The organism is Streptomyces sp. PA03-3a, from assembly GCF_033792735.1.
GTDB lineage: Bacteria > Actinomycetota > Actinomycetes > Streptomycetales > Streptomycetaceae > Actinacidiphila.
Genome location: NZ_JARAVM010000069.1, coordinates 1 through 21511, shown reverse-complemented (window position 1 = coordinate 21511; position 21511 = coordinate 1). Strand labels below are relative to the sequence as shown.

General features: G+C 70.6%; 16 protein-coding genes and 1 pseudogene. 5 read left to right on the top strand and 12 right to left on the bottom strand.

The window, feature by feature from the left end:
* Positions 1-457: 457 nt before the first annotated feature.
* From PV342_RS39825 to PV342_RS39805, 5 genes are all read right to left on the bottom strand, one after another.
* Positions 458-988, bottom strand: a complete 531-nt coding sequence (locus PV342_RS39825; protein WP_500321041.1) for an SMI1/KNR4 family protein — start codon at positions 986-988, stop codon at positions 458-460.
* A 257-nt stretch (positions 989-1245) separates the two neighbouring features.
* Complete coding sequence (locus PV342_RS39820) at positions 1246-2304, bottom strand: hypothetical protein (protein WP_500321039.1); 1059 nt, start codon at positions 2302-2304, stop codon at positions 1246-1248.
* 122 nt (positions 2305-2426) lie between these two features.
* Entirely contained in the window at positions 2427-4820 is a 2394-nt protein-coding gene (locus PV342_RS39815) for a helicase associated domain-containing protein (RefSeq protein WP_500321037.1), read from the bottom strand.
* A 200-nt stretch (positions 4821-5020) separates the two neighbouring features.
* Complete coding sequence (locus tag PV342_RS39810; RefSeq protein WP_500321035.1) at positions 5021-5200, bottom strand: HNH endonuclease; 180 nt, start codon at positions 5198-5200, stop codon at positions 5021-5023.
* A 518-nt stretch (positions 5201-5718) separates the two neighbouring features.
* Complete coding sequence (locus PV342_RS39805) at positions 5719-6585, bottom strand: hypothetical protein (RefSeq protein WP_500321033.1); 867 nt, start codon at positions 6583-6585, stop codon at positions 5719-5721.
* A gap of 174 nt (positions 6586-6759) precedes the next feature.
* On the opposite strand from PV342_RS39805, the gene PV342_RS39800 reads away from it, so the two are divergent.
* Positions 6760-6906: a hypothetical protein gene (locus tag PV342_RS39800; RefSeq protein ID WP_500321032.1), complete on the top strand. Its 147-nt coding sequence runs from the start codon at positions 6760-6762 to the stop codon at positions 6904-6906.
* A gap of 58 nt (positions 6907-6964) precedes the next feature.
* Here PV342_RS39800 and PV342_RS39795 read toward each other — a convergent pair whose 3' ends face one another.
* The gene (locus tag PV342_RS39795; protein ID WP_500321031.1) at positions 6965-7828 is read right to left on the bottom strand and encodes a hypothetical protein; all 864 of its coding nucleotides are present in this window, start codon (positions 7826-7828) and stop codon (positions 6965-6967) included.
* A 138-nt stretch (positions 7829-7966) separates the two neighbouring features.
* On the opposite strand from PV342_RS39795, the gene PV342_RS39790 reads away from it, so the two are divergent.
* From PV342_RS39790 to PV342_RS39780, 3 genes are all read left to right on the top strand, one after another.
* Entirely contained in the window at positions 7967-8152 is a 186-nt protein-coding gene (locus PV342_RS39790) for a TerD family protein (RefSeq protein ID WP_500321029.1), read from the top strand.
* Between the two features lie 243 nt (positions 8153-8395).
* Positions 8396-8758, top strand: coding sequence for an effector-associated constant component EACC1 (locus PV342_RS39785; protein WP_500321027.1), 363 nt, complete (start codon positions 8396-8398; stop codon positions 8756-8758).
* An 8-nt stretch (positions 8759-8766) separates the two neighbouring features.
* The gene (locus PV342_RS39780; protein WP_500321025.1) at positions 8767-9879 is read left to right on the top strand and encodes a caspase, EACC1-associated type; all 1113 of its coding nucleotides are present in this window, start codon (positions 8767-8769) and stop codon (positions 9877-9879) included.
* Between the two features lie 88 nt (positions 9880-9967).
* On the opposite strand, the gene PV342_RS39775 is transcribed toward PV342_RS39780, so the two are convergent.
* The 5 genes from PV342_RS39775 to PV342_RS39755 form a co-directional block, all read right to left on the bottom strand.
* Positions 9968-10099, bottom strand: coding sequence for a hypothetical protein (locus PV342_RS39775; RefSeq protein WP_500321023.1), 132 nt, complete (start codon positions 10097-10099; stop codon positions 9968-9970).
* A 647-nt stretch (positions 10100-10746) separates the two neighbouring features.
* Positions 10747-14433 carry a hypothetical protein gene (locus tag PV342_RS39770; protein ID WP_500321021.1) on the bottom strand — a complete coding sequence of 1229 codons (3687 nt, stop codon included), beginning with the start codon at positions 14431-14433 and terminating at the stop codon, positions 10747-10749.
* A 776-nt stretch (positions 14434-15209) separates the two neighbouring features.
* The gene (locus tag PV342_RS39765; RefSeq protein ID WP_500321019.1) at positions 15210-15797 is read right to left on the bottom strand and encodes a hypothetical protein; all 588 of its coding nucleotides are present in this window, start codon (positions 15795-15797) and stop codon (positions 15210-15212) included.
* A gap of 926 nt (positions 15798-16723) precedes the next feature.
* The gene (locus PV342_RS39760) at positions 16724-17158 is read right to left on the bottom strand and encodes a hypothetical protein (protein ID WP_500321017.1); all 435 of its coding nucleotides are present in this window, start codon (positions 17156-17158) and stop codon (positions 16724-16726) included.
* 8 nt (positions 17159-17166) lie between these two features.
* Positions 17167-17445, bottom strand: a complete 279-nt coding sequence (locus PV342_RS39755; protein WP_500321015.1) for a hypothetical protein — start codon at positions 17443-17445, stop codon at positions 17167-17169.
* An 842-nt stretch (positions 17446-18287) separates the two neighbouring features.
* Here PV342_RS39755 and PV342_RS39750 point away from each other — a divergent pair.
* The gene (locus PV342_RS39750; protein ID WP_500321013.1) at positions 18288-20813 is read left to right on the top strand and encodes a hypothetical protein; all 2526 of its coding nucleotides are present in this window, start codon (positions 18288-18290) and stop codon (positions 20811-20813) included.
* A 595-nt stretch (positions 20814-21408) separates the two neighbouring features.
* Here the strand turns inward: PV342_RS39750 and PV342_RS39745 are convergent.
* Positions 21409-21511: pseudogene (locus PV342_RS39745) on the bottom strand (IS481 family transposase); the annotation flags it as partial.

Genomic DNA, 21511 nt, shown 5'->3' with positions numbered 1-21511 from the left:
GGGTAACACAGCGCTGCGCGCTGTGCAAGTGAAACCGCCTCGCTTTGCTCGGCGTGAGGGACGCTTCGCGTCCCGTGAACCCCCGTGCTCCGCGCGGGGGTTGCATCCGCTTCGCGGATGCCGGCCCTTCGGGCCTAACTAGGGCTTCCGCTTCGCTTCAGCCCCAGTTGCGGCGCTAACGCGCCTTCAGGTCAGGTCCGCTTCGCGTCCCTGACGGACCTTCGGCTTCGCCTTCGGTCTTTTGTGGCCCGCTGACGCGGGCCGAGCTAGCTGCGATGCGAGGGCGAGTGGTTGTGTGTCAGGTTGGTCTCTCCCGTGCCTTCATGAAGCACGGATGCTTCCTTCATCCAAAAGTTTCTGGGAATCCGAATTCCCCTCTCCTCCCTACCGGCGCGGAGGCTGTTGCTGAGACCTGTACGACTGCGGCACACAGCCCGCTTCTCCGCTCGCGAACCGATCAGGCAGGCTCGAAGACCGGCTCGGGCATGGAATGTGCCACGGGCTCAGATACGGCCTGTGCCGCGGAGGGTGGCCAAAACCCGGGTTCGGTAAGGATCCGGTACAGGACCTCCGTGGCGGTCACCTCGTAACGGTTCCACTCCCAGGTGTCCACCTGCATGGTGAGAACCGGCCATGAGTCCACCGCGCCGTCCGTGACCTGCCAGAAGAACCAATCGCCCGAACGCGAGGCCCCCCATGGGATCAGGCCCCCCGTCGTGCCGGGCTCATGGATCCTGTAGGGCGCGAACGGGCCGTCCGAACTGTCGTCGCCCTCCAGCAGGTAGCGCCATTCCCCAACCAGATCCTGCACGCGGGTCTCGTCGACGCACAGCACCGACATCTCCCGCGAGAACTCGCCAGCGCCGAAGGCCTGACACAACAGCTTGTAATCGCTCGGCAGCTCGGTCCCCAGCGCCGCTTCGATCTCCGCCCAGGGCTGCGCCACGTCCCGCGCGTCCCAACCCGTGACGCGAAGAAGAGAATCCACCCACACGACAAACCTCGCCTACTTACCTATGGGTATATCGGCCGGTTGGGAGTCCGGTCCCGGATGCAGTGCGGACGATACCAGGCCAAATAAGTGACTGTGACCTGCGTCGATCACCTGCCGTCGCGTCCATATCGGCGGCCGCCCCGGCTTCTTCCCTGCAGGTAACAGCGGCTCCAGCAACGCCCATTGCTATCCGTCAGATCGCCACGCGGCACGAGATCACCACACATCAAGATCCACTTTCGATACACGCCCTAGAACGGCCGAACGTACGGGCGGTCCTTCACCCGGTCGTAGATTCTGCGCAGCCACGGCTGTCGGACGGCGGGAAGCCGTACGAGGGTGTAGCGGAACAGTGTCGAGTCGGGCCGGAACATCCCCCACGGGTGCATCGGTAGTGGGTCGTCGCGGAGGACGCCGTCAGGCAGTCGGCCAGTCGCGGGCACGGGCAACCCTTCGTTGGGGAAGGCCAGGTGCATCCACACGTCGGCTGGCAGGGGCACTGTTTTCGCGCTGCTGGGCGGCTGCCACGCTTCCCCTGTCCGCGGATGCCGCGGAACGAGCAGGATGTCGGGGTCAGGCTCCGGGGCGGGCAGGCCTGGGCCGGCCAACGCCGCCGTCTTCGCCGGCGGCTCCTGAGGGAGCAGGGTGTCGAGCGTGCGGCGGAGGGTTGCCGCGGCCAGGCCGTTGGGGATGGTCACGGGTGTGCCGTCCGAGGCTGCCAGGAGGTGGGCCAGCGCTACGCCGGCTGCCGCTGCCCATTGCGGGCTCCAGTCGCCGGAGGGGTCGACCGGCGAGGTGGGTTGCACCTCGGTCGCCAGCGCCTGCCAATCTACTGTCCGGGGTGCAGGGTCGTCGGCGGGGATGCGGCGCACGGCGCGCGGCGCGAACCGCACGGCCTGCCAGAGTGAGCAGTCGTCGATGCGGGTCGCCACGGGCTGTCCGCACTGCTCGCAGGCGAGGTTCGAGCCGTCTCTCCCATCGAGCCCGCAGCAGCCGCCGTCGCAGCGCTCCGGGATCAGGACGGTGCCAAGGGTGTCACCCGGGGCGATGACGATCGTTCCCGGGTCGCCGAACGGCAACGAGTACACCGGGGCGAACACTCCGCGGGCCGCCGCTTCGTCCTCGCCGACCTCGCTCCAACGCCGCCATGGAGGCCCGAACGGCTCCGGGTCGACCGCGTACGTCCCTGCCTCCATGAGCACCGGCAGCAGGCCGTGCCCCCACGTCTGGCGGGCATGGGCGGGAAGTGCGACCTGCGACAGCGGGGCGCTCAGCACGGCGTCGCACGTCGCACATGCGAACACCGTCATGCACCCTCCCCCGCCCTGGACATGCGGAGTATCCCGGCTCCGCGATCACCGGCCAACAGGTTTTACGCTGCCACGGTGATCGGCCGACGGCTCCTCATCGGCGCGCGAATCCAGTCGGGCAGTCAGGCGAGCTGGATGACGGGGGTCGTGTCGTCGGTCCAGTCGCCGTCGAACAGAGAGGCGATCAGCCTGGCGTGGTCGGCGGGGAGCTGTTCGGCTCGGTGCTTGGTGCGGGCCTTGGCGAGCCAGGGCCCGATCTTGACGGTGTCGCCGTCGACGAGGATCTCCTCGCGGGCGGTGGGGGGCCGGCCTTCCCGGGCGATGAACAACTCGAGGAGCTGGACGGTCTGGGCGAAGGTCCGGCGGGCCTTGGAGGGCGTCTTGAGGGGGTTGGTGTCCGGTGTCAGGCCGAGGTCGGTGAGGAGCTGCTGCTGGCCGGGGTCGAGGGTGGTGAAGGTGGTGAGCTGGCGGTGGAGCCAGCGGCTGATCTTTACCGTGCCGATGACGGTGTCGAGGTGGAGGTCGCCGGGGTTGTGGCCGGCGGCGAGGTGGGCGCGGAGCAGGTGGTATTTGCGGTGCCAGTCGGGGCCGTGGGGCAGCCGCCAGTGGGGGTCGATGGCGTCGAGGTCGGCGGCGCGAGCCGGGTCGAGCCGGCCGTTGGCCGCAAGGGATCGCTGTTCGGCGAGGAAGGCGCCACCGGGGGCGGTGACGGGGATGGCGAGGTGGCCGTGCGCGGCGTGGTAGTCGGCGGCGGTGGTGAGCTGGGCGCGCCAGGCGGCGTCGTGTTTGTCCCAGATCATGTCGAGGGCGTCGAGTTCGGTGATCCAGGCGGCGTCGGCGGGGTCGTGGGGGTTGAGGCGGCCGGTGCGGCGGGCGTCGCGCATGCCGGTGATGAAGGCGCCGAGGTTGTAGCCGGTGGGGTCGGTGTAGTCGGCGGGGACGTCGAGGTGGCCGTGGTCGTCGTGGAAGGCCTGGGCGGAGGCGAGACCTTCGCGGCGGGGGCGGGATTCGGCGGCGCGGGGGTCGAAGGAGACCAGGTCCATGGCGCGGGCGATGCGTTCGGGCTGGACGGTGAAGTCGAAGTGCCAGCGGTGCGCGATCAGCTCGCGGGTCTCCTGCGGGAGGCGGCTGGTCTTGTTCGGGAGACGCTCGGCGATGCGGTGGTCGTGGCTGGCCAGCGCAGTGACGATCGCCCAGACCGGCTCGTAGGCCGTTCCGAGGATGTCGGCCGGGTCCGCGGCCGGTGGGATGTAGGCGGGGATGATCAGGCTGGCGACCTTGCCCGCCTGGGCGGGCTGGCGCAGGGCGCGGCCGAGGGCCTGGACGACACGGATGACGCTGCGGGAGACATCGGCGAAGACGACCGCGTCGACGCTGGGGATGTCGACGCCCTCCGCGACGACCTTGGCGTTCGCCATGATCGCGCACGGGGCCTGGGCGAAACGGGCGAAGACCTCGGCACGCTCCGCGGGGGTGTGGTCGCCATCGACGTACAACGTCACCGGGGCAAGGTCCGGGCACAGCTTAGGGGCGGTGGTGCGCAGCAGGCGCAGCGTGTGGCCGAGCTCGCGCGTGAACCTCTTCGCGTCAGCGACGAGCTGGAAATACACCAGCACCCGCTTCAGGCCGTGCTCGGCCATGGTCTTCAGCACGGCCAGATGCAGGGCCGTAGTGCGCAGCGCATCCCCTCCCCCGGCCGTGGTGGGCAGGTTCAGGCGGGTGCGCAGCTCCTCGTCGCTGATGGTCGGCACGATCACCCGGTAATCCGCCAGCACCCCGTCGGCGACCGCCTGGGCAAGCGGATACTCGAAGATCTTCTTGCCGTAGACCGGCTCGGAGTCCATGGAATTCGCCGACGCATCCACATCCGGCTCGGCCAGCCGGCGGCGGCGCGGGCGGCGTACGTCCGCGGACTCCGCCAGATCCGGACCGCCGAAGATGCGTGGGGTGGCGGTCATGTAGAGGCGGCGATCGGCGCGGATGCGGGCGTTGTCGTTGACGGCCGCCCACTTCTTGTCCGCCCGGCCGGCGATGCGGTGCGCCTCGTCCATGATCGCCAGATCGAACGGCGGCACGCTGCGGCCGGCGCCCTGCGCCGCCTCGATCTTGTCCAGAGAGTCATAGGTGCAGAACACCGTCACCGCGTCCAGGACCCCAGTGCCGACCGCGGACAGCACCGCCGCCAGGCCTGCGGCGTCGCAGGTGGAGCCGACATTCGCCTCAGCCAGGCCCTGATGGGCCCGGGTGTCCATCGAACACACCGCCACCATCGCCTCGGCCCGGCCGTCCTTCCGCCAGGCCAGCGCGGTCTGCGCAATCAGATCCAGCGTCGGCACCACCACCAAGGTCAACCGCGACCCGAGCGTGCCCGCCAGCCGGATACCGACCAGCGTCTTCCCCGTACCGCAGGCGGAGACGTACAAGCCCCGCGTGCCCGGACGATGCAGATGCCGCACCGCACGCTCAAGGCCAGCCTGCTGATCCGGGCGCAGGACGGCGCGGATAGTAGTACTCATACGAGGCATTCTCCCCGGCCCGCGGCTGAGGCAGGTGGGGATGGATGCGTGTACGCCGCGGGGGTGCGCCTCCGTTCCGTCCAGTTCAGCAGTGGGCCGATCGCCGGGCATCGCGGGATCTCAACAATCCTCATCTTTGCAACCAGGCTGCGCCAGCCTCGATCGAGGCTGGCGCTTGTTGTGCGCCTACGCTCGTCTGTCTAATCGACTTCAGGCAGATGACCAGCTCCGCGACGGCTGTTGCAGGAACAGCACAGTGTGCGCAGGTTTTCCATTCCGTGCCGCCCTCCTGCCGACCAGTGTTGTACGTGATCGATACTGATGTCCTCATCGGAACCGCAGGCCAAGCACCGGTAGCCGTCACGCTTGAAGACCGCCATCCTCGTTGACGGGCTGGGCCTCTGCGGCAGTACTTCACGAGCACAACATCCGCAGATGGATGAAGGGATGAAGGTCGGGTCGTCGTACGCACGCGGGTCGGCGTAGTACTCGATTGGATCTTCCGGGACCTGATGACACCCGCAAGCGCACCCGGGGAGCATCTCGTAGCTGGTGTACGTGTCCTTTTACTCACCACGCCATCCTAGACATGCGTTCGAACAAGGGGGTTGAATCACAGTTTGATCCCCCAACACAACATATGACAGCCGCGCCCTCCGCGTACCGCTGACGTGCTTCCTGCGGCGGCGTCCCCTGGTGCACTCCGCCACCAGCCGTGCCCGGTCAGTCGGTGCCCGGTCAGTCGGTGCCCGCTCCGCGCAGCCGCTGGAGGGCTGCCAGCGCCTTCTCGCGCACATACGCGTCCGGGTCCTGGCCGAGCCGTCCGCGTCGGTCACCGGGGCCAGCTGCACAGGGAAACTCCGCCCGGACAATGGGCAGGAAGGAGTGATCACATGGTTCACATGGGAATTTCTCCTTCGATGATGGCCGTCACCTCGTCGCTCAAGAACTCAACCCACTCGTCGCTCCTGCCGCCGAGAAGGGGATGGTGCACCAGCGGAACGCCACGGGGGCAAAGGTTTCGCAGATCGGTTGCTGTGACGTCGTCTCCGTACTGGAGCCAGTCGTCGACGGTTGCCCATCCCTGCTGATCAAAGACTGACTCGCCGGAGTGCCCGCTATCCCATCGATCCCTGGGGGTCAGAGCCCAGGCCAGAGGCCGGAAGTAGACCTCGGAGAAGACGTCGTAGTACTGCCTTTGTGTCAGCACTCTGTAGCCGTTGAACATGCTGGCCAGACGTGTCCCTCTGAAGCGGTACAGGCCCAGGCGCAGTGTGGCTCCGTCGGGCATGGTGATGTGATCGCGCCCCTCGCGGAGGTCGTCAGCGAGGCCGGGGAACATCACACGCAGGTGGGGGGTGGTGGCGAACATCCCGATGAGGATCGATCGTGCGACCCGGCCTGGGGCCAGACGAATTGGCGGGGCTGGATGCCCTGGAAGGTGGAGGTGCTGAAGCGCCCGCGTGTAGGTCTCCAGCGCCTTGGCAAAGTCTCCATAGGCCGCGTCGTAGTTTTCACCGGCGAGACCGTTGCAGTCGCGGCAGAGGCCTCGCAGCCACATCCCGCCGGCATCTGGTCGGCCGTTGCGGCGTGTTCGATCATGGATGCGAACAGTGGCGCTCGTCACCTTGCCGCGGTTGCCAGCAGCCTGAGGCGGCACATGCGCCTTCGTCATCTCGCGCACCTGGCCGCACAGCCCGCAGGGGCGCAATCCCGCCTTCCGCAGGTCAATGCCCAAAGTCCCAGGAGGCCGCTTGTCAGGCATCCGACGAGGGTAACGGGCATCAATCCTGTGCGTGACTGATTATGTTCGCCGAAAGCGCTGCCTGCTCGGGCTCCGGCATGGTCGTGCTTGGCGTCCCCTGCCGTATGTGGTCCCGTCTCCCGCTCTGGCTTGACCCGCGCGGTCCATTCCGGCCGCAGGCCCGGGAGTTGTTCCGTGAAGCGACTCACGGACCTCTCGTTCCTCAGCGCAGTCCGGCGCGGCCAGGGGTTCACCGAACTCGCCGACGCGCTGGAGCAATCCACCGTACGACCCGCCATGCCGTCGTTCTACAGAGTGCGCACCACCGCGTTCCAGAGCTGAGCAGACCGCGTGTCCACGACCCGCCGTCCTTCTGGGCGGCGGGCCACTCACCCTGGACTCAGCTACGGATCTCCTCTGAGAGCCGGTGCATCAAAGAGGCTGCCATGCCGGTCAGGGAGACGGCATCGGCGCGTACCCAGCTGGCTCGCGCGATGGCGCCGCCCGCGTGCTGGATGCCGCTCGCCTGGTTGAAGGACCTCTGCAGAAGTTGCTGGTATCCCTCAGCCTGCGCATCAAGGGCATCGAGCATGAGGCCGTAGCGGTCGGCCTGGTCCTGGTCGTCGCGCTTCTTCTCGACGTCCCGGGGCCAGACCTTCATGTCACGCATGGTCTCGATCGCGAGCCGAGTCTCTCGGATGGCGTCGGGGTACTGGCCAGCAGTGATCTGCCGCTTCGCCTCGCGCACGTGCCTCGCAGCCTCGGCTAGAGGGCCGTCGTCCAGAAGCAGTGGAACCGTGACGGTGAAGAAGGCTCCCCGGTTCACGCTTTCGATCTGCTTTTCCCACTCGCTGGCTGGCACCCTGAATTCGACCTGCTCCTCCACGAGTGGGAACTTCGTGGTCTGCGGCAGTGCGCCATGGAAGTCCACCTTCAGCAGAAGCTCCCCGCCATCCCGGTTGCGCTCCAGGGCGAGAATCTGGTCGCTCGTCAGCGGCAGGGACAGGTCCGCGTCGCGTCGAATCGGCCCCAGGTACACGGTGACAGGGGCGAAGGAACCCAGCCACATGTTGCCGGGCTGGATTCGCAGCTCGCCGCTCAGCTGCACCTGGTTGATGCCGTCGCCCTGTTTCACCGTCTGCACCTGCTGAGCGAGTCGGAAGTGGTGCACCCCCACCCCCGGCAGCAGCGTGGCAAGCTGATGCCCCTCCCTGCTTCCCAGCAGCAGTACGGTCCCGTCCTCGAATTTCAATTCCCTGGTCATCTCAGCCTCTCGGTAGAGGGCTGATTCCGGCCTGCCCGGCCCGGAGGCCGTGCCTCCTTTTAGACAACGAACGCAGCAGGACGCGGTCGGCCAGACGTCCGCAGTGCCGAACTCGCCGTGGTGTCGCACTCTGGGGCTGTGGAGAACCCGGGCACCGCCTGGGCCTTCCAGCCACCCGCCGACCCCATCCGCGCCATGGTCATCGCCGAGATCTACCGCCACACCGCTGGCGGCCAGCCCGTCTGGACACTCCGCGCCATCGGCCAAGGCTGGGCCGACGGCCTCGACGCACTCGCCCGCGCCCACAGCGTCACCATCCAATAGAACCATCGGGAATTCTGCCGGGGGACACGTCTTCTCCTACACCAGCGCCGTGCCGCAAGCCTCTAGAACAGGTCCATTCGCTACGGATACTCGACGCCCTGTCCTGATCGTTTGAGGGGACTGCCGAACCGCGTGCGCTGACAGGCTCCGCGTGGTCTGGCGCAGGGTGCCCCAACAACGGCACGATGCAGCAGGGCATCGTGGCTGGCTCGCCGGCCGCACAGGACGGGAGGGGGCTGTCTGATGCTGGTACAGATCAGGGTGGACGGGAGCGTAGCGGAGGCGGAGCTGCGCACGCTGTACGAATGGCTGGCGCAGGAGCCGGTGGTGCGGAGCACGGCGTCTGTGTCGCTGGTGGAGCGGACCGCGCGGCCGGGTGAGATGGGCGGGTGGCTGGATGCGGTCCAGCTGGTGACGGACAACGGGTGGAGCGCCGCGTCCTTCGTGCTGTCGGTGGTCACGTGGCGGCAGACGCGGCCGAGGGCCCTGCGTGTCGTCATCCGCCGCGGCGACATCGAGATCAGCCTGGCTGACGGTTCGGACGACGAGATCAGGCGGATAACTGCGCTGCTGGAGGACAGCGACGGGGCCGGGGGCGAGGCGTAGTGACTGGCATGCCGGACCCCCAGGGGTCGCGGGCGGTGCTGGTCGGGGTCAGCCGCTACACAACGCTGGAGTCCCTTCCCGGCGTGGCGAACAATCTCCCGGCGCTGGCGGCCGCGCTGAGCGGCGGCTCGTCCTGGGCGCTGCCCCGGGGTCATTGCACGGTGGTGGCGGAGCCGTCCACGGCAGTGGAGATGCTCGACCCGATTGCGGAGGCTGCTGATGCGGCGCGGGACACGCTGCTGGTGTATTTCTGCGGGCACGGCCTGACCGACAGCCGGGGCGAGTTGTTTTTCGGGCTACCCGGCGCGCGGCCCGGTTGGAGCCACACCGGTGTGGCGTACCAGGCGTTGCGGGATGTCATCACCACGGGCAGGGCCCGCCGGTATGTGATCATCCTGGACTGCTGCCTGAGCGGACGCGCTCTGGGGCTGATGAGCAGCCCGGCGGATCTGCTGGCGGACCAGGCCGTCATCGAAGGCAGCTATTTGCTGGCGGCCGCCCCGGAAAACGGTGCCGCCCTGGCCCCGCCCGGCGAGACCTACACCGCTTTCACCGGGGAACTGCTGCACGTCCTTGAGCACGGCATCGACGGCGAACCCGCGGAACTGGACCTGGAGACCGTCTACCGGCACCTGCGCACCACGTTGCGCGCCAAAGGCCGCCCCCTGCCGCAAAAACGCGACCGCAACACCGCCGGCCGACTCCTACTCGCCCGCAACCAGTCCCCCCGCCCCGGCCCTGGCTCTCATGACCGAGGAGACGACGCGCGCTGGCCGGACCCGGAAACCTTCCACACCCCCAGGAATTTCCTGGACGGGCTCATCCAGGCCCGAGCTCTGAGCGGCAGAACCTTCGGCGACCTCAGCGCCCGGTCCCAACCACACCTCGAGCCGGGCGCATTCAGCCGTCAGGTCAACCTCACCGAGCTACCGAAGACCTGGAAGACCACCGGCATCTTCCTCGCCGCCTGCGGCCTGACCCCACAGCAGTGCGCGGCATGGAAGACCTCCTGGACCCGGCTGAAAACCGAGACCGCCGCACACCCTCAGCCCGAACCCGGACCGCCTGCGGCACCCACCCAGGACCCGCGCCCGCGCCGCAGATGGCGCCGCCCGATCTGAAGGCCCCGGCTTCGAATGGTGAGCACGCGGCGCCGGACCACATGCCTGGCCCCCTGCTGTCAAGCCGGGTTGCCAAGGCGCGGCAACGTCACCGGCCCTGCTTGGCGGAGTGCGACGGAGTGGGCTGGTGCGCCGGCGCATCGGTACCGGAGGAGTCCGTGGAGAACAGGCCCAGCCACGCCCCCAGCACCAGCAGGGCCACCACCACCGCCCCGGTCATCCCCGAGCTCTTCACCGCCCGAGACCCGGACGACCCCCGCTTCACCCAGTGACCCGCCCGGTAGTACTCGCCAGGACGACCCGACATCCCATACCCCCGATCACCACACGCGAACGGACCACCCGCCGCCGGTCACTCAGTGTCGCAAGCCACGCCCCAACCAGCCGCGCAATATGCCGACTTGGCCAGCTATAGCCGTCACACCACGCGACAGATCCGGTACTCCCCCACCGGCTGTGCAGGTCACAGCCTGTAAAGACCCAAGGTCATGTGACACCCCTCACCAATAGCCCGCCCGGCCGGACTGACCCCAGCGCACAAAACCAGCCGCAGATCCGACCACCATCACGCGCAACGGCGGATTGCACTCGTTTCTCCTCTACCGCTGGCCACGGGGGCTCGACTGGCCTGATGACCGATGCCACCAGCGCCACCGCGCTCCCCCGACCGCCGGCCCCGCCCGGGGAGGACGACGGCCAGGCCGCGCGCCGACGATCCGTAGGGGGCCTGCAGTGCGGAACGGCGTGTTACGGGTCGCTCCGTGGGATTGGGCTCATGGTGTGGCGGCTCCAAGGGTGTGTCGGGTGCCGGTAAGGACGTGCTGAGGAGCGGGCGCGGGTCCGTAACCGGCCGGCTGGCGGGCGCGGTCAGGCCTGGATGGCGTCGATCTCGCCGGCGTTGACCAGTGCCTCGCGCAGCACCTCGGTCTCCGCGGGACGCTCGTCCGCGGGCAGGGCCGCCGCGGCCTGCAGCAGGGCGCGGGCGTGGCGGCGGATCCCTTCGTCCGGCCAGGCCCCGGCTGGGTGGGCGACCAGCTTCGCGGCCAGGAGCAGCGCGTTAGGGCTTGATGGGTGGGCGGCGGCGCGTTCGGCGATGAGGCTGGCGCCGATCAGGGCCGGGGTGTGGTCGGCGCTGGCCCGGGTCAGCACCAGCCACACGGTGTCCTCGACGGCCGAGGTGGTAAAGGCTCCGGCGCCGGCGAGCGCGCCGGGCGGCAGGTCGGCGGCCAGCGCGGCGCGCCACAGCAGGGTCGCCGCGGCCACGACGAGCCCGGCACTGGCCGGGACGCCGCCGTCGGGGGCGGGGCGGGGCGTGAGGGCGGCGATGGTCTCCAGCAGCCGGGACGCGGCGGCCGCGCCGACGGCGCTGGCCGCCACGTCGGTCCAGGCGGCCATCGGGTCGCCGAGGAAGCCGGAGTCGGTCAGAAGCGCGTGGGCCAGGTGCCCGTCCACCCCCGAGGCCCCCTCACGTAGGGCCCGAAGGAGTTCGGCGCGGTCCAGGGCGGCGAGCAAGGACAGATCGACCGGTCCCCAGCGCAGCCAGGACGCGGCCGGTGAAGGCCGGCTTGGGGTCAGGCGGTACAGGCCGGCGGTCGCGGTGAAGCGGGGGGCGTGGTGGTGCAGGGAGGGCAGGTGCACGCCGACCGCCGTGGCCACCGCGTCCTGCCCGCCGTGCGCGGCCAGAGCGCCCTGGGTCAGGTCCAGGATGCCGTCGGGCATCTGCCTGGTGGTGCGGGCGCGGTAGGCGGCGTACTCCAGCAGGCACCCCAGCGCGCGTACCGCCGGGTGCGAGCCCGGCAGCGTCTGCGCCGGGACGTCTCTGTGGTCATCCGCCTCCGCGACCGCGGGCCCGTCCGGGGCGTCCTCCGAGACGGCTTCCTGCGGGACAACGTTCTTGGCCTGGACTGCCGGGACCGGCGCGGTGGGGTGGATCAGGGGCGCGGCCAGGGCGTGCAGGTGGGCCAGGACGTCCTCCTCCTGGTCGCCAGGCAGGTTGGTACCGGTGCGCCAGGTGTGGGCCAGCAGGTCGAACATCGCCTGGTCGGCGAAGAACACTGCCGTCGCCGGCGGCCGTCCGCCAGCCGGGGCGGGCAGCGCGCGGCGCAGCGCGAACGCGGCCACGGCGGCCGAGGCCGTCCCGGCGGGGAACGCCGTCGGGCGGTGGGCCTGGGCGGCGGCCGCGGCGAGGAAGAACGCGCCCAGCTCCGGCCGCTTCAGGGCCTTCAGGACCGCGGGCACGTCCGCGGTCCACGCGGCCGGGTCGGCGGCGACCAGGCGGTGCAGCACCATGGCGTAGCCGTCGGCGCCGACGTCGTCGGCCGCGGCCAGCGCGGCGGCCGCCACCAGCGGGCCCAAATCGTCGGCCAACGAGTCGAGATACTCCTCGTCGAGGGACACCGTGTGCTGTCGGAGCGGCAGCAGGCCGACGACGGCGCGCGGGTCGGCCGGACCTTCCGGCTGCACGCGGCGCAGCGCGGCCAGCAGCGGCTCGAAGCCCACCAGCACCGCTGCGGGCAGCACGGGCGACCAGTCCCACACCCGCAGCCAGGACGCGAGCGGCTCGGCCGTGCCGTCGACCCCGTCGGCCGGGGCGGTGTCAGCGGCCAGGACCTGGTCCACCTCGCGGGCGGACGGCGGCGTGCCGAGCTCCGCCCGGGCCTGCTGCCGCAAGTCCTCGGCGAGGGCGGGCGGGCAGTCCCGGAATACCAGGGCGGCCAGCCGGGCGCCTTCCGGGGAGGGCCCGTCGGCCAGCAGCTGCCCGGTGAGCCGGACCGCCCCGTCCCACCACTCCCCCGCCCCGCCGGCCACCCCGGCTTCGGCGGCGGTGTCGTCGGCGGGGTGGTCGGCTTCGGTGGCGGCAGGCGAGTGGGCGGCCAGGTGGGAGGCGAGCAGCCGGCCGTGTAGCCGGCCGTCCAAGCCGACGATCCTGGCCCACGCGCGGGTCCGCTCGGCCAGCGGCACACCGGCCGCGGCGTCCGCCGCAGCGAGGTCGAGGACGGCCCGGGCCAGGCGCGGGCCGCCGAAAGCCGCCGCATCCGCCACGCGGACCTCGTCCAGGTCGACGCCGAAGACCAGGTGCCGGGCCGCCCCAGCCGTCGCCTCAACGTCACGACGCAGCAGGCCTGCCAGCGCGTTTCGCAGCGGCCGTGCCCATCGATACGCCGGGCCGCCGACAGGGTGGGCGGTGGCCACCAGTTCCCGCAGCAGGCTGGCCACCTCATGGTCGGGCAGCCGGCCGGCGCTCTCCCGGGCGATCGCCGCCTGCAGTTCCCCCTCCTCGTCGTCGGCCGTTTCGCTGGCGGCGTGGACGCGCTCGGCCACGGCCTGCCGGGCCAGACGGCCGGCGTGCTCGGTATCCACCGCGTCCTTCAGCAGGTGCTCGGCCACCAGCAGCCAATCGCCGTCACGCCGGGCGGCCGGCAGCGTGCGCGCCCAGCGAGCCGCCAGCCGGCGCGTCCACCCCGCCCCCAGCCCGGAACGGAGCGGCGCGGTGACGTACGGCAGCAACAGGCGCATCTGGTCCGGGCCGAGCGCCCCGGCCAGGGCCAGGCGCAGCAGGGCGTCCACGGCCGCAGGGCCGGCGGCGGCAAGCTGCCCGGTGTGGTCGGTCAGCCACGCCCGGGCGGCGTCCGGGTCGGCCACCGCGAGGTGTTCCAGGAACGGGGCGGCCGGCCAGTGCCCGCCGGCCGCTTCGTCGGCCAGCAGCAGGTGCGGCGCGTGCTCCTGAAGGACCGGCAGCCACGGCGGGACCGGGCGTGAGGTGAAGAAGAACGTGGTGGCGCGCGGGTCCGCCCAGCCGGCCAGCTCCCGCGCATCCGGCCCGGACGGTGCGGTCAGGGCGGCCAGTTCCAGGACCCGGGCGGCGCGGCCGGGCAGCGGCACCAGCAGCTCCCGCGCGGCGTCCAGGACCTGGTGGTAGAGGGCGGCGGCCCGCTCCGGCCCGGTAGCGCCGCCGTGCAGGGTGCCCGACGCCTTGCCGTACACCGCGCCCCACACGTCCAGCGCCTGCTCCTGCAGACTGCCCAGCACCACGCCCATCAGGCGCTCGGCGATCCCCTGGGCCCGCCGGCGGTGGTAGCCGCCCGGATGCGTCAGTTCCCCGCGCACCACCACCGCGGCCTGACGCACCTCCTCCCACTCAGCCGCCTCCACGACGGCTCCCGGCGCCTGGCCCGGCTCGCCGCCGCCCGCGGCCGCGGGTTCCGCGCCGTGGCGGTGCCCGGCACCGCGTCTCATCTGCCGGTCGCAGGCCTCGACGCCCTTCACCAGCCGCCACGCCGCGGCCTGCAGCCCCGTCTTGCGGACCTTGCCCTTGTCCTCCTCGTCGTCGGCGCTGGTGAGGCCGAGCAGCGCATCCGCCGCGGACCGCACAGACGCCTCCGCGACCTCCCCGGCCTGCAGCAGGCCCGCGGCGCCGCTCAGGATCCGGCGCGCGTCCCGCAGCAGCCCCAGCGCCCGCTCCCCCGGCTCCCCCTGAGCGGCCAGCGCCGTGGCCAGCACCTCGTCAATCTCGGGCAGTTCGTCCTCGCCGAGCGGCGGCGTCTGGTTGTTCACGTAACACACCGTAGAACCGGCCCGGCCACCGACGGGACCGCACCCGGCAAACGGCGACCGGGCACGATCGGCGGAAAACCGGGAAGCCGCGGGCGGTACAGCCCCGCCGGGCAGCAGACAGCGACAATCCCGGCTTCACGCTCGGAGTCTGACAGGGCCACCGCGATGGCGCCGCGGCGACCGCGACAACGCCGTCCCTCCCCGGGCGGCAACCGAGGCGCGACCGGACGGCGCAGGCGGCAGGGCCGGGGCGCGCCGTCCCTGCCCGACACACGGCCGGGAAGGACGACGCGAGACCGCCACACCCGGGCACGCGCTGGCTCTCCGGCCGCGCGGCCGCGGCAAGGTGAGCCGGACAGCACGACGGGATCGGCAGCGGCGGGCGCACGGCGGCGGAGAGCGCCGGGTACGGCCGGTCCCGGACACTGCTCTGGCCCAGCAGAGAGCGCCGCGGCGCACTCCGAGGCCGGACCGCCGCGGCCCAGTGCCGCACGGCGAAACACCGCGGTGCAGACGGCACCGCGCCGACACCGCCGGTGTCGCAGCTGGCCGGGCACCGAGAAACCGCCTCACCCGGCCAAGCCACAAGCCCCGGCGCACCACGGCGGCGGCACAGGGAGAACGAACACGAAATCGGGACCGTCGTGCGGCTGGCGGTCGGTCAAAGTCCCCCTGGGGCCGGTAGTCGGGCGCGGGTGAACCGGACGACCCGAGCGCTACACAGCACCACCGGCACCCGTACGAAGCAGTCCGGCTGGGCCGTCACCGCCGGCGCGTCACTCTCCTTCTTCTGCCCGCCGTATCTGCTCGAACTGCCACTGCATCTGGCTGTCCGCGGTCTTCCAGGTCTCGGCGGCTTCGGGCAGTTTCTCGCCGCGCAGGTTCGCGCCGAGACAGGCCATCGCGTCCTGATGGGCCGCGTACGCCACCACCCGGAACCCCCCGAGGTGCGTCTGGTACAGAAGCTGCGAGTCGTAGGCGCCCCAGATCAGCAGATCCAGCGAGGACGTGAGGCGTTTACGCAGGTCCTCACCGTGGAGGGCCATGACGGCGACTTCCGCCTTGCCGAGCTTCGAGAGGAGGAAGTCGGACCAGGTGTCGAACTCCTCGGGCGCCGACCCGGATCCGACGTCGCTCTTGCGGTAGATCTGACGGACGTCCAGGAGCGCGGCGGTAATGGTCTCCGTCGCCTCCTTCTCCGCGGCGCGCTTCCGGGCCTTCTTCGTGTCGGACAGGACGCGCAGGCCGACCAACGAGGTGAGGCTGCCGCCCACCAGAGCGCCGACGCCGCCCAGGAGGGGGGCGAGCCAGACGGGGCTGCTGCTCGTGCCGGTCTGCTGAGCGACGGCGATGATCCAGTCCACCCGGGAGAGCCTCCTCGTGCTGAGCGCGGCCGGTCGCGCCGCGGCGATAAGGCTATGACCCAAGTGCCTTGCCTGGAAGCCGATGCGGCTACTCGCCGGCGAAGCGGGGGAAGACAGAGTGATGGCAAAGGCCGTGGCCGCCGTGTGCCTTCCGAACGGGCCTGCAACGGCCGGTGGACCCCGCGGTCCGGTCCCCGGCGGGTGCTGTCCACAGCGGACCGGGCGCAGGCTCGCCTGTGGACGTCGGGAAGGGAGCAGACCGGGATGTGCAGGTCAAAAGCCCAGTGAGACCGCCGGTGCGTGGGGACGCATCCCGCGGCACGCACGCCCAGCAGGCGGTGCGCGGGCTGCGGGAGGAAGTCACCATCGGTAAAGGACCTGGCGTCCGAGGCCTGCGCGTACGTGCTGGGGTGGAGCGACCGGGCCCGGGCGTGCGCGGAGGCCGCCGAGTGCGCCCGGGCCGCGCGCGTGATGCTGGCCACCCGGCAAGAGGAGGAGGCCGTCGACTTCCCTCGTCTGCCGTCCGGCCCGGTATTCGGCCGCCTCCGGATGCTGGCCGGGCTGCGCGCGCAGTTGGAGCGGCGCCGGCGGGCGGGCCGGGACCTGCCGCCCTTGGCCCGTGCCTTCCCGCGCGGCCAGGACGCCGACGCGGTGACGCCGAGCCGTTTCCGGCCGCCGGCCAACCACTTCGGGCCCGGGCGCACCAAGCCGCTGGGGGTCCGTACGCGGCCGCGACCGGCCGCCCGATCCGGCGCGGCCCGGCCCGGCCCGGCCCGGCCCCCAAGATCCGCAGCCGTCTCAACCTGCCCGCGCCCTCGGAGTCCCTGGTAAGGCGTTGTCCGCGTACGCCGCGCACCTTCACGGGCCCTCGCCGGAGACAACGCTGCTGCGGAAACTGCACCTCCAAGCGTGAGCCCCGGCCGCGGTCAGGATGTGGGGTGCGCGTCCAACCAGCGTGCCAGGCTGGTGCCGAGACCGATGATCTCGGGGCGCATCCCCTCGTCGAGCGGGTGGTATTCCTCACCGATCGTCTCGAGGCGGTCGGTCATCACGAACGCGGGCGAGTAGAACGCCGCACCGGCCGGGTCACGGCGCATCGCGGCCCGCAGGTCGTGCGCGGCGTCGATGATGTCCTGCAGGTGTTCATCGCATGTGTATGCCTCGGAGCTGTCGCAGGCCCCGTACAGGACTGGCCGGACGTCCTTGAATACCTCGCGCACTGTCGGCTGCTTCGTCTTCGCGGACGGCCGCGCCGACACCTTCGCCGTGCCGTCGGCCTCGGCATTCCCGCCGCAACCGGCGGCCCCCACCGCAATCACGATCGCCGCGGCGACCGCGGCCCCCACCCTGGTCATTTGCATGGCGGGGATCATGCCATGCCGGCTTCCGGCGTACGCCACAAATACGGCACCAAGTCGTCCGCTCCGGCGTGCAGCGTCTCCAGATCAATCTCCCGCCGCGGCTCCTCCAGGTTCTCCGACATCGGCTCCCACCCCAGTTCGTCGGCCATATCGTCGTTCAGCTCACGCACCACGCGGACATACGCGGGTGCCAGGCCCCGCTGGCAGCCGTCGGCGTCCTCGTAGTGGCCGGGGATGACGCTGACGAACAGCGTGGACCGGGCCGTCGGCGCACGCGACGAGGGCAACGCGGGCGGTGAGCCACGCGCAGAGCGCGGCCCGGGTCGGCACGGAGAGGGCGACGGACTCTATGCACGCGCTCGGCCGCGGTTTGCAGGACCAGGCGGCCGGCGTGCTCGGTATCCACCGCGTCCTTCAACAGGTGCTCGGCCACCAGCAGCCACTCGCCGTCACGCCGGGCGGCCGGCAGCCTGCGGCCCAGCGGGCCGCCAGCAGACGCGTCCACACGCCCCCGGCCCGGCACGGTGCGAAGCGGTGGCGTACGGCAGCAACAGACGTACTTCGGCCGGGCCGAGGGGCCGCCCACACCGGCCAGTTCCCGCACGTCCGGCCGCCCAGCCCGGTCAAGGCGGCCAGTTCAAGGACCTGGGCAGCGTGGCCAGGCAGCGGAGACGACGCCCGTCGGCCTCGCAGCCGCAGTCTAGAGGTCCGCTTTACAGCAGTCGGAGAGCTTGGTCGTATTTACCTCAACTTGCTTCAATCATTGCCATGTTGCCGATCAGATCACCTGATCGAGTGAGCCCCTTCGCGACGGTTCGTTCCTGCGCCAGCAGGCATGGCAGATTTCGTGGTGCACGTCGGTGGCCCATCACCGGCGTCCGCCTCATGCCGCCGACGGCGGAGCAGGAGCAAGCCGCGAGACGCCCGGGTGCCGTATGAAGCACTGTTCGGGCTGATCCTCTTCGGACGTTGGCAGTTGGGCCGTACGGGGCGAGGACCGCCGAAACCCATCACGGGTATCGGCCTGCACCTCGCCAGCACGAGGCTTCGGCGCTCGGGCGCGTGTCACGCTCCCGAGAGACGGGAGCGTCTGCATTCCCCCGGCACGCCCGGGTGGAAGGAAGACACCGTGGTCGCGAAACGACCTGATGGCATCTACCCGTACATCGGCACCGACACCTGGGCTGAGCACTTGGCGGACGCCATCGAGAACACGTGCGAGGACCAGGAGGTCGTACCGCCTCCCCGGCAGGCAATCATCGAGGGCCTCGCTTCCGCTCTCCCGGACACCGAAATCAAGAACCTCGTGGCGTCGCTGCGCGGCAGGAAAGTCCTCAAGCCCACCGCCCACCGAGCCGTGCAGACCGGCACCGACAAGGTGCTCCTGCTGATGTGCGACGTGCACGGTGCCGCGGTGGCCCCGTGGGACCTCAATGACCGCACCGTCAGCTGCTGGACGCCGCCGAGCCCGGAGGCCACTCAACGCCTCAAGGAGCTCGTCGCCGCCGAGATCGCGCTGCGGGACGCCGAGAAGGTTGCGAAGAGCGCCGAGAAGGAGCGGGAGGCCCGTCGCCGCGCACCCGGCGATGAGACGTACACCGCTGAAGCTCTCGCGGCAGCCACCCAGAAGCACCTGGACGCCGTCCAGCGCGTCAAGGAACTCGAAAGGAAGCAGCAAACCCTTCTTGCTGCCCTCGGCAACCGGCGGCCGCGGCCGGTAGTCCGTACGGCGGAAGAGGGCGGCGAGCCGAAGGCGGCGCTCACGCTCGCCGAGCAGCCGTACGAGGTGGCCGTCCACATGCAGCGGTACGCCGCCGACAGCCTGCAGCGCGCCGGGAAGACCCGCGGCTACGACCTGGTCGAGTCCCTCGTGGACGCCGGCCAGCTCTCCAAGGGCATGAACGTCCTTCAGCAGTGGCAGATCACCAGCCCTGACGGCACGGTGTCCCGGATCTGGCGCATGGCCGCCGTGACCGCCAACAACAGGGCACTGGCTCGCCTCGACATCTTCGGTGTGCGCCCGGAGCACCTGGTCACGGGCATGCCTCAGTCGCTCCTGCCTCTGCCGAAGGAAAAGAGTGACCCCGCGCTGCGGCTGCTCAGCCTGCGGGAGGTCCTGAAGCGGATCTCCACCCGGCTCAACGAGGCGAGCGCCAATCCGGAGACGAGCCCGGAGGACCCCTCGGTCCGGGCAGGGAAGATCGCCACGGTTTCCACGGAGATCGTCATCGGCTGCAACAAGCCGGCGGCGCTGGAGCATGTCCTGCGGGCGCTGAACGTCAACGATCACCTGCGCGGCATCCAGCCCTACGACGAGGACGCCCGCCTGGTCGCCCTGTTCGCGACGCTCGTCGACTCCTACGCACAGCAGTCCCTCCTCACGGCCGCACTCGCTGAGGCGTTCCCCAATGCGCGGGGCGCGGATCTCCTCGATCTGCTCGGAGTACGCGATGCCCTGACCGCCAACGGCCCGCTCGACCCACTGGAGCCGCTCGTCCCCGCGGGCGACGAGACCACCCCGGTCGTCCTCCGCGATATCGCCGTCCGGGCCATCACCGCGCTCGTGTTCCCGGAGATTCCCCCGGATTCTGGGCAGGGGACGGGCAAGCGCACCATCCGCGACACAGGGCGGTTCTGGCCGGTCGTGAAGGGAACGCTCCAGGAGTCGGCGTGGAGCCAGGTCACCGCGAAGACCGCCGCAGCCCGCACGCGTCTGTGGTCGGCAGCGGTCGCCCAGCTGTTCCTGCACCGCGGCAACATCCTGTCCGCGCTGGGACTGTTCGGTGTTGCGGAGACCAAAGAGGGATCCGGACAGGACCCCAGGTCGCTCAAGGAACTGCTCCTCGGAGCGGAGGCTGGCGATGCGACAGCGTGGGCCGCTCTGGTCCAACGGATGGCGCCGGCGCTCATGCACGCCCCGGAGCCCTTCATCACGCCCGGCCAGGGAAGCGAAGCGGGTGAGGGCCGCAAGGGAGTACGCCGGACCCCCAGCAGCTCCCTCGCTTCCCTGACCCTGGCGTACAGCTCGACGAGCCCGGCCATCAGCCGGGCCCTCCTCCTCACGTTCGCGAAGTCCGTCCTGGAGCACCCGGACGCCACACAGCCCCCCGTCGCAGAAGATGGCGGCCGTCTGGCCTGCTACGGCGAACGCCACCGGGACGAGGGCGAGCAGACCGCGATCACAGCCGGGATGGTGATCGTCCCGGACACCGAGGGCCGGCCGACCACGTATGTCGCCGACAAGGACTGGTTCGACGAGACGTTCCCGGTGGAACTCGGCCGCCCGGTACAGAATCCCGCTGGCAGCAGCGGTGGGGGCACCGGCATCCCGGTCCCGGAGAGCGATCCGGCCAGCAGCACCACATCTCATGGGGAGGCACCGCCCGACCCCCGCGAGCGGCTGGACAACTTGCGTCGGGAACTGCCTGCCCGAGTCGAGCTGGTCGGGGACAGCTACCAACGCGCGGTCGACTCCGCCCACACCCTGATGACGGACTTCGAGGAAGCGCGCCGCCTGCGCGCCCAGCTCGGCGAGGAAGCCCTGCCGGCCGAGCAGCGGATCGAGTGGATGGAGAAGTTGACGAAGGCCCGGGAGGCCGCACAGGCCAGCGTGACCACGCTCGGGCAGGTGGAGGCGCTGATCCTGCAGATCTGACCGGTCATGGACACGGCCCCGGGGCGTCGTTCCGCCCCGGGGCCGTCTGCTCTCACATCCGACCCACCGGCCGGGATCCCCATGTCCCGGCGCATGCCCGGTGGGGCTTTCCCACGAGGAGATCGTCAAGGCGCGCCAACGGAAGATCGCGCGCCCCACCGCCGAAGGGCTGTGCGTCTGACTCGTCGACGCCGCCGGGGTACAGCTGCGCTCGCACCCGGCCCACGGGAGCAGATGGTGGGGGCGAAGGCCCCCACCGTACGAGCGAACGGGATCGCGCCTTGGCCGGGTTGGTGGTGGCGAACGTCGTGGGTGCACCGCTGTGTCACGGGCAGACCGGGCCTTTCCGGCCGACGAATCACACACAACCAGGCAGGCCGGAATGAACCCGGCACAGAGTCGCACGCCCCGTGCCGAGCTCGTGTCGCACCAGGGACGCGGGTTCGCCGGGAGGCACTTCACCAGCACGCATACGGGAGACCCCCACTGCCACGGGCTGCACAAATCCACTACGATCTCCACACTAAACTGCCTCGATGGGGAGACTCGGCGATGTTCCCCCACCGAGGTTGAGAACGCACTCCAGGGGTGGGGTCTAAGTGTATTGCCCCGTGAGGTTAGGAACGCGGCTGGCGGGTGGTTGGCCCTTCAGCGCGGTGTGTCCGCGGTGGTGATTGTAGGTGTGCAGCCAGGCGGGG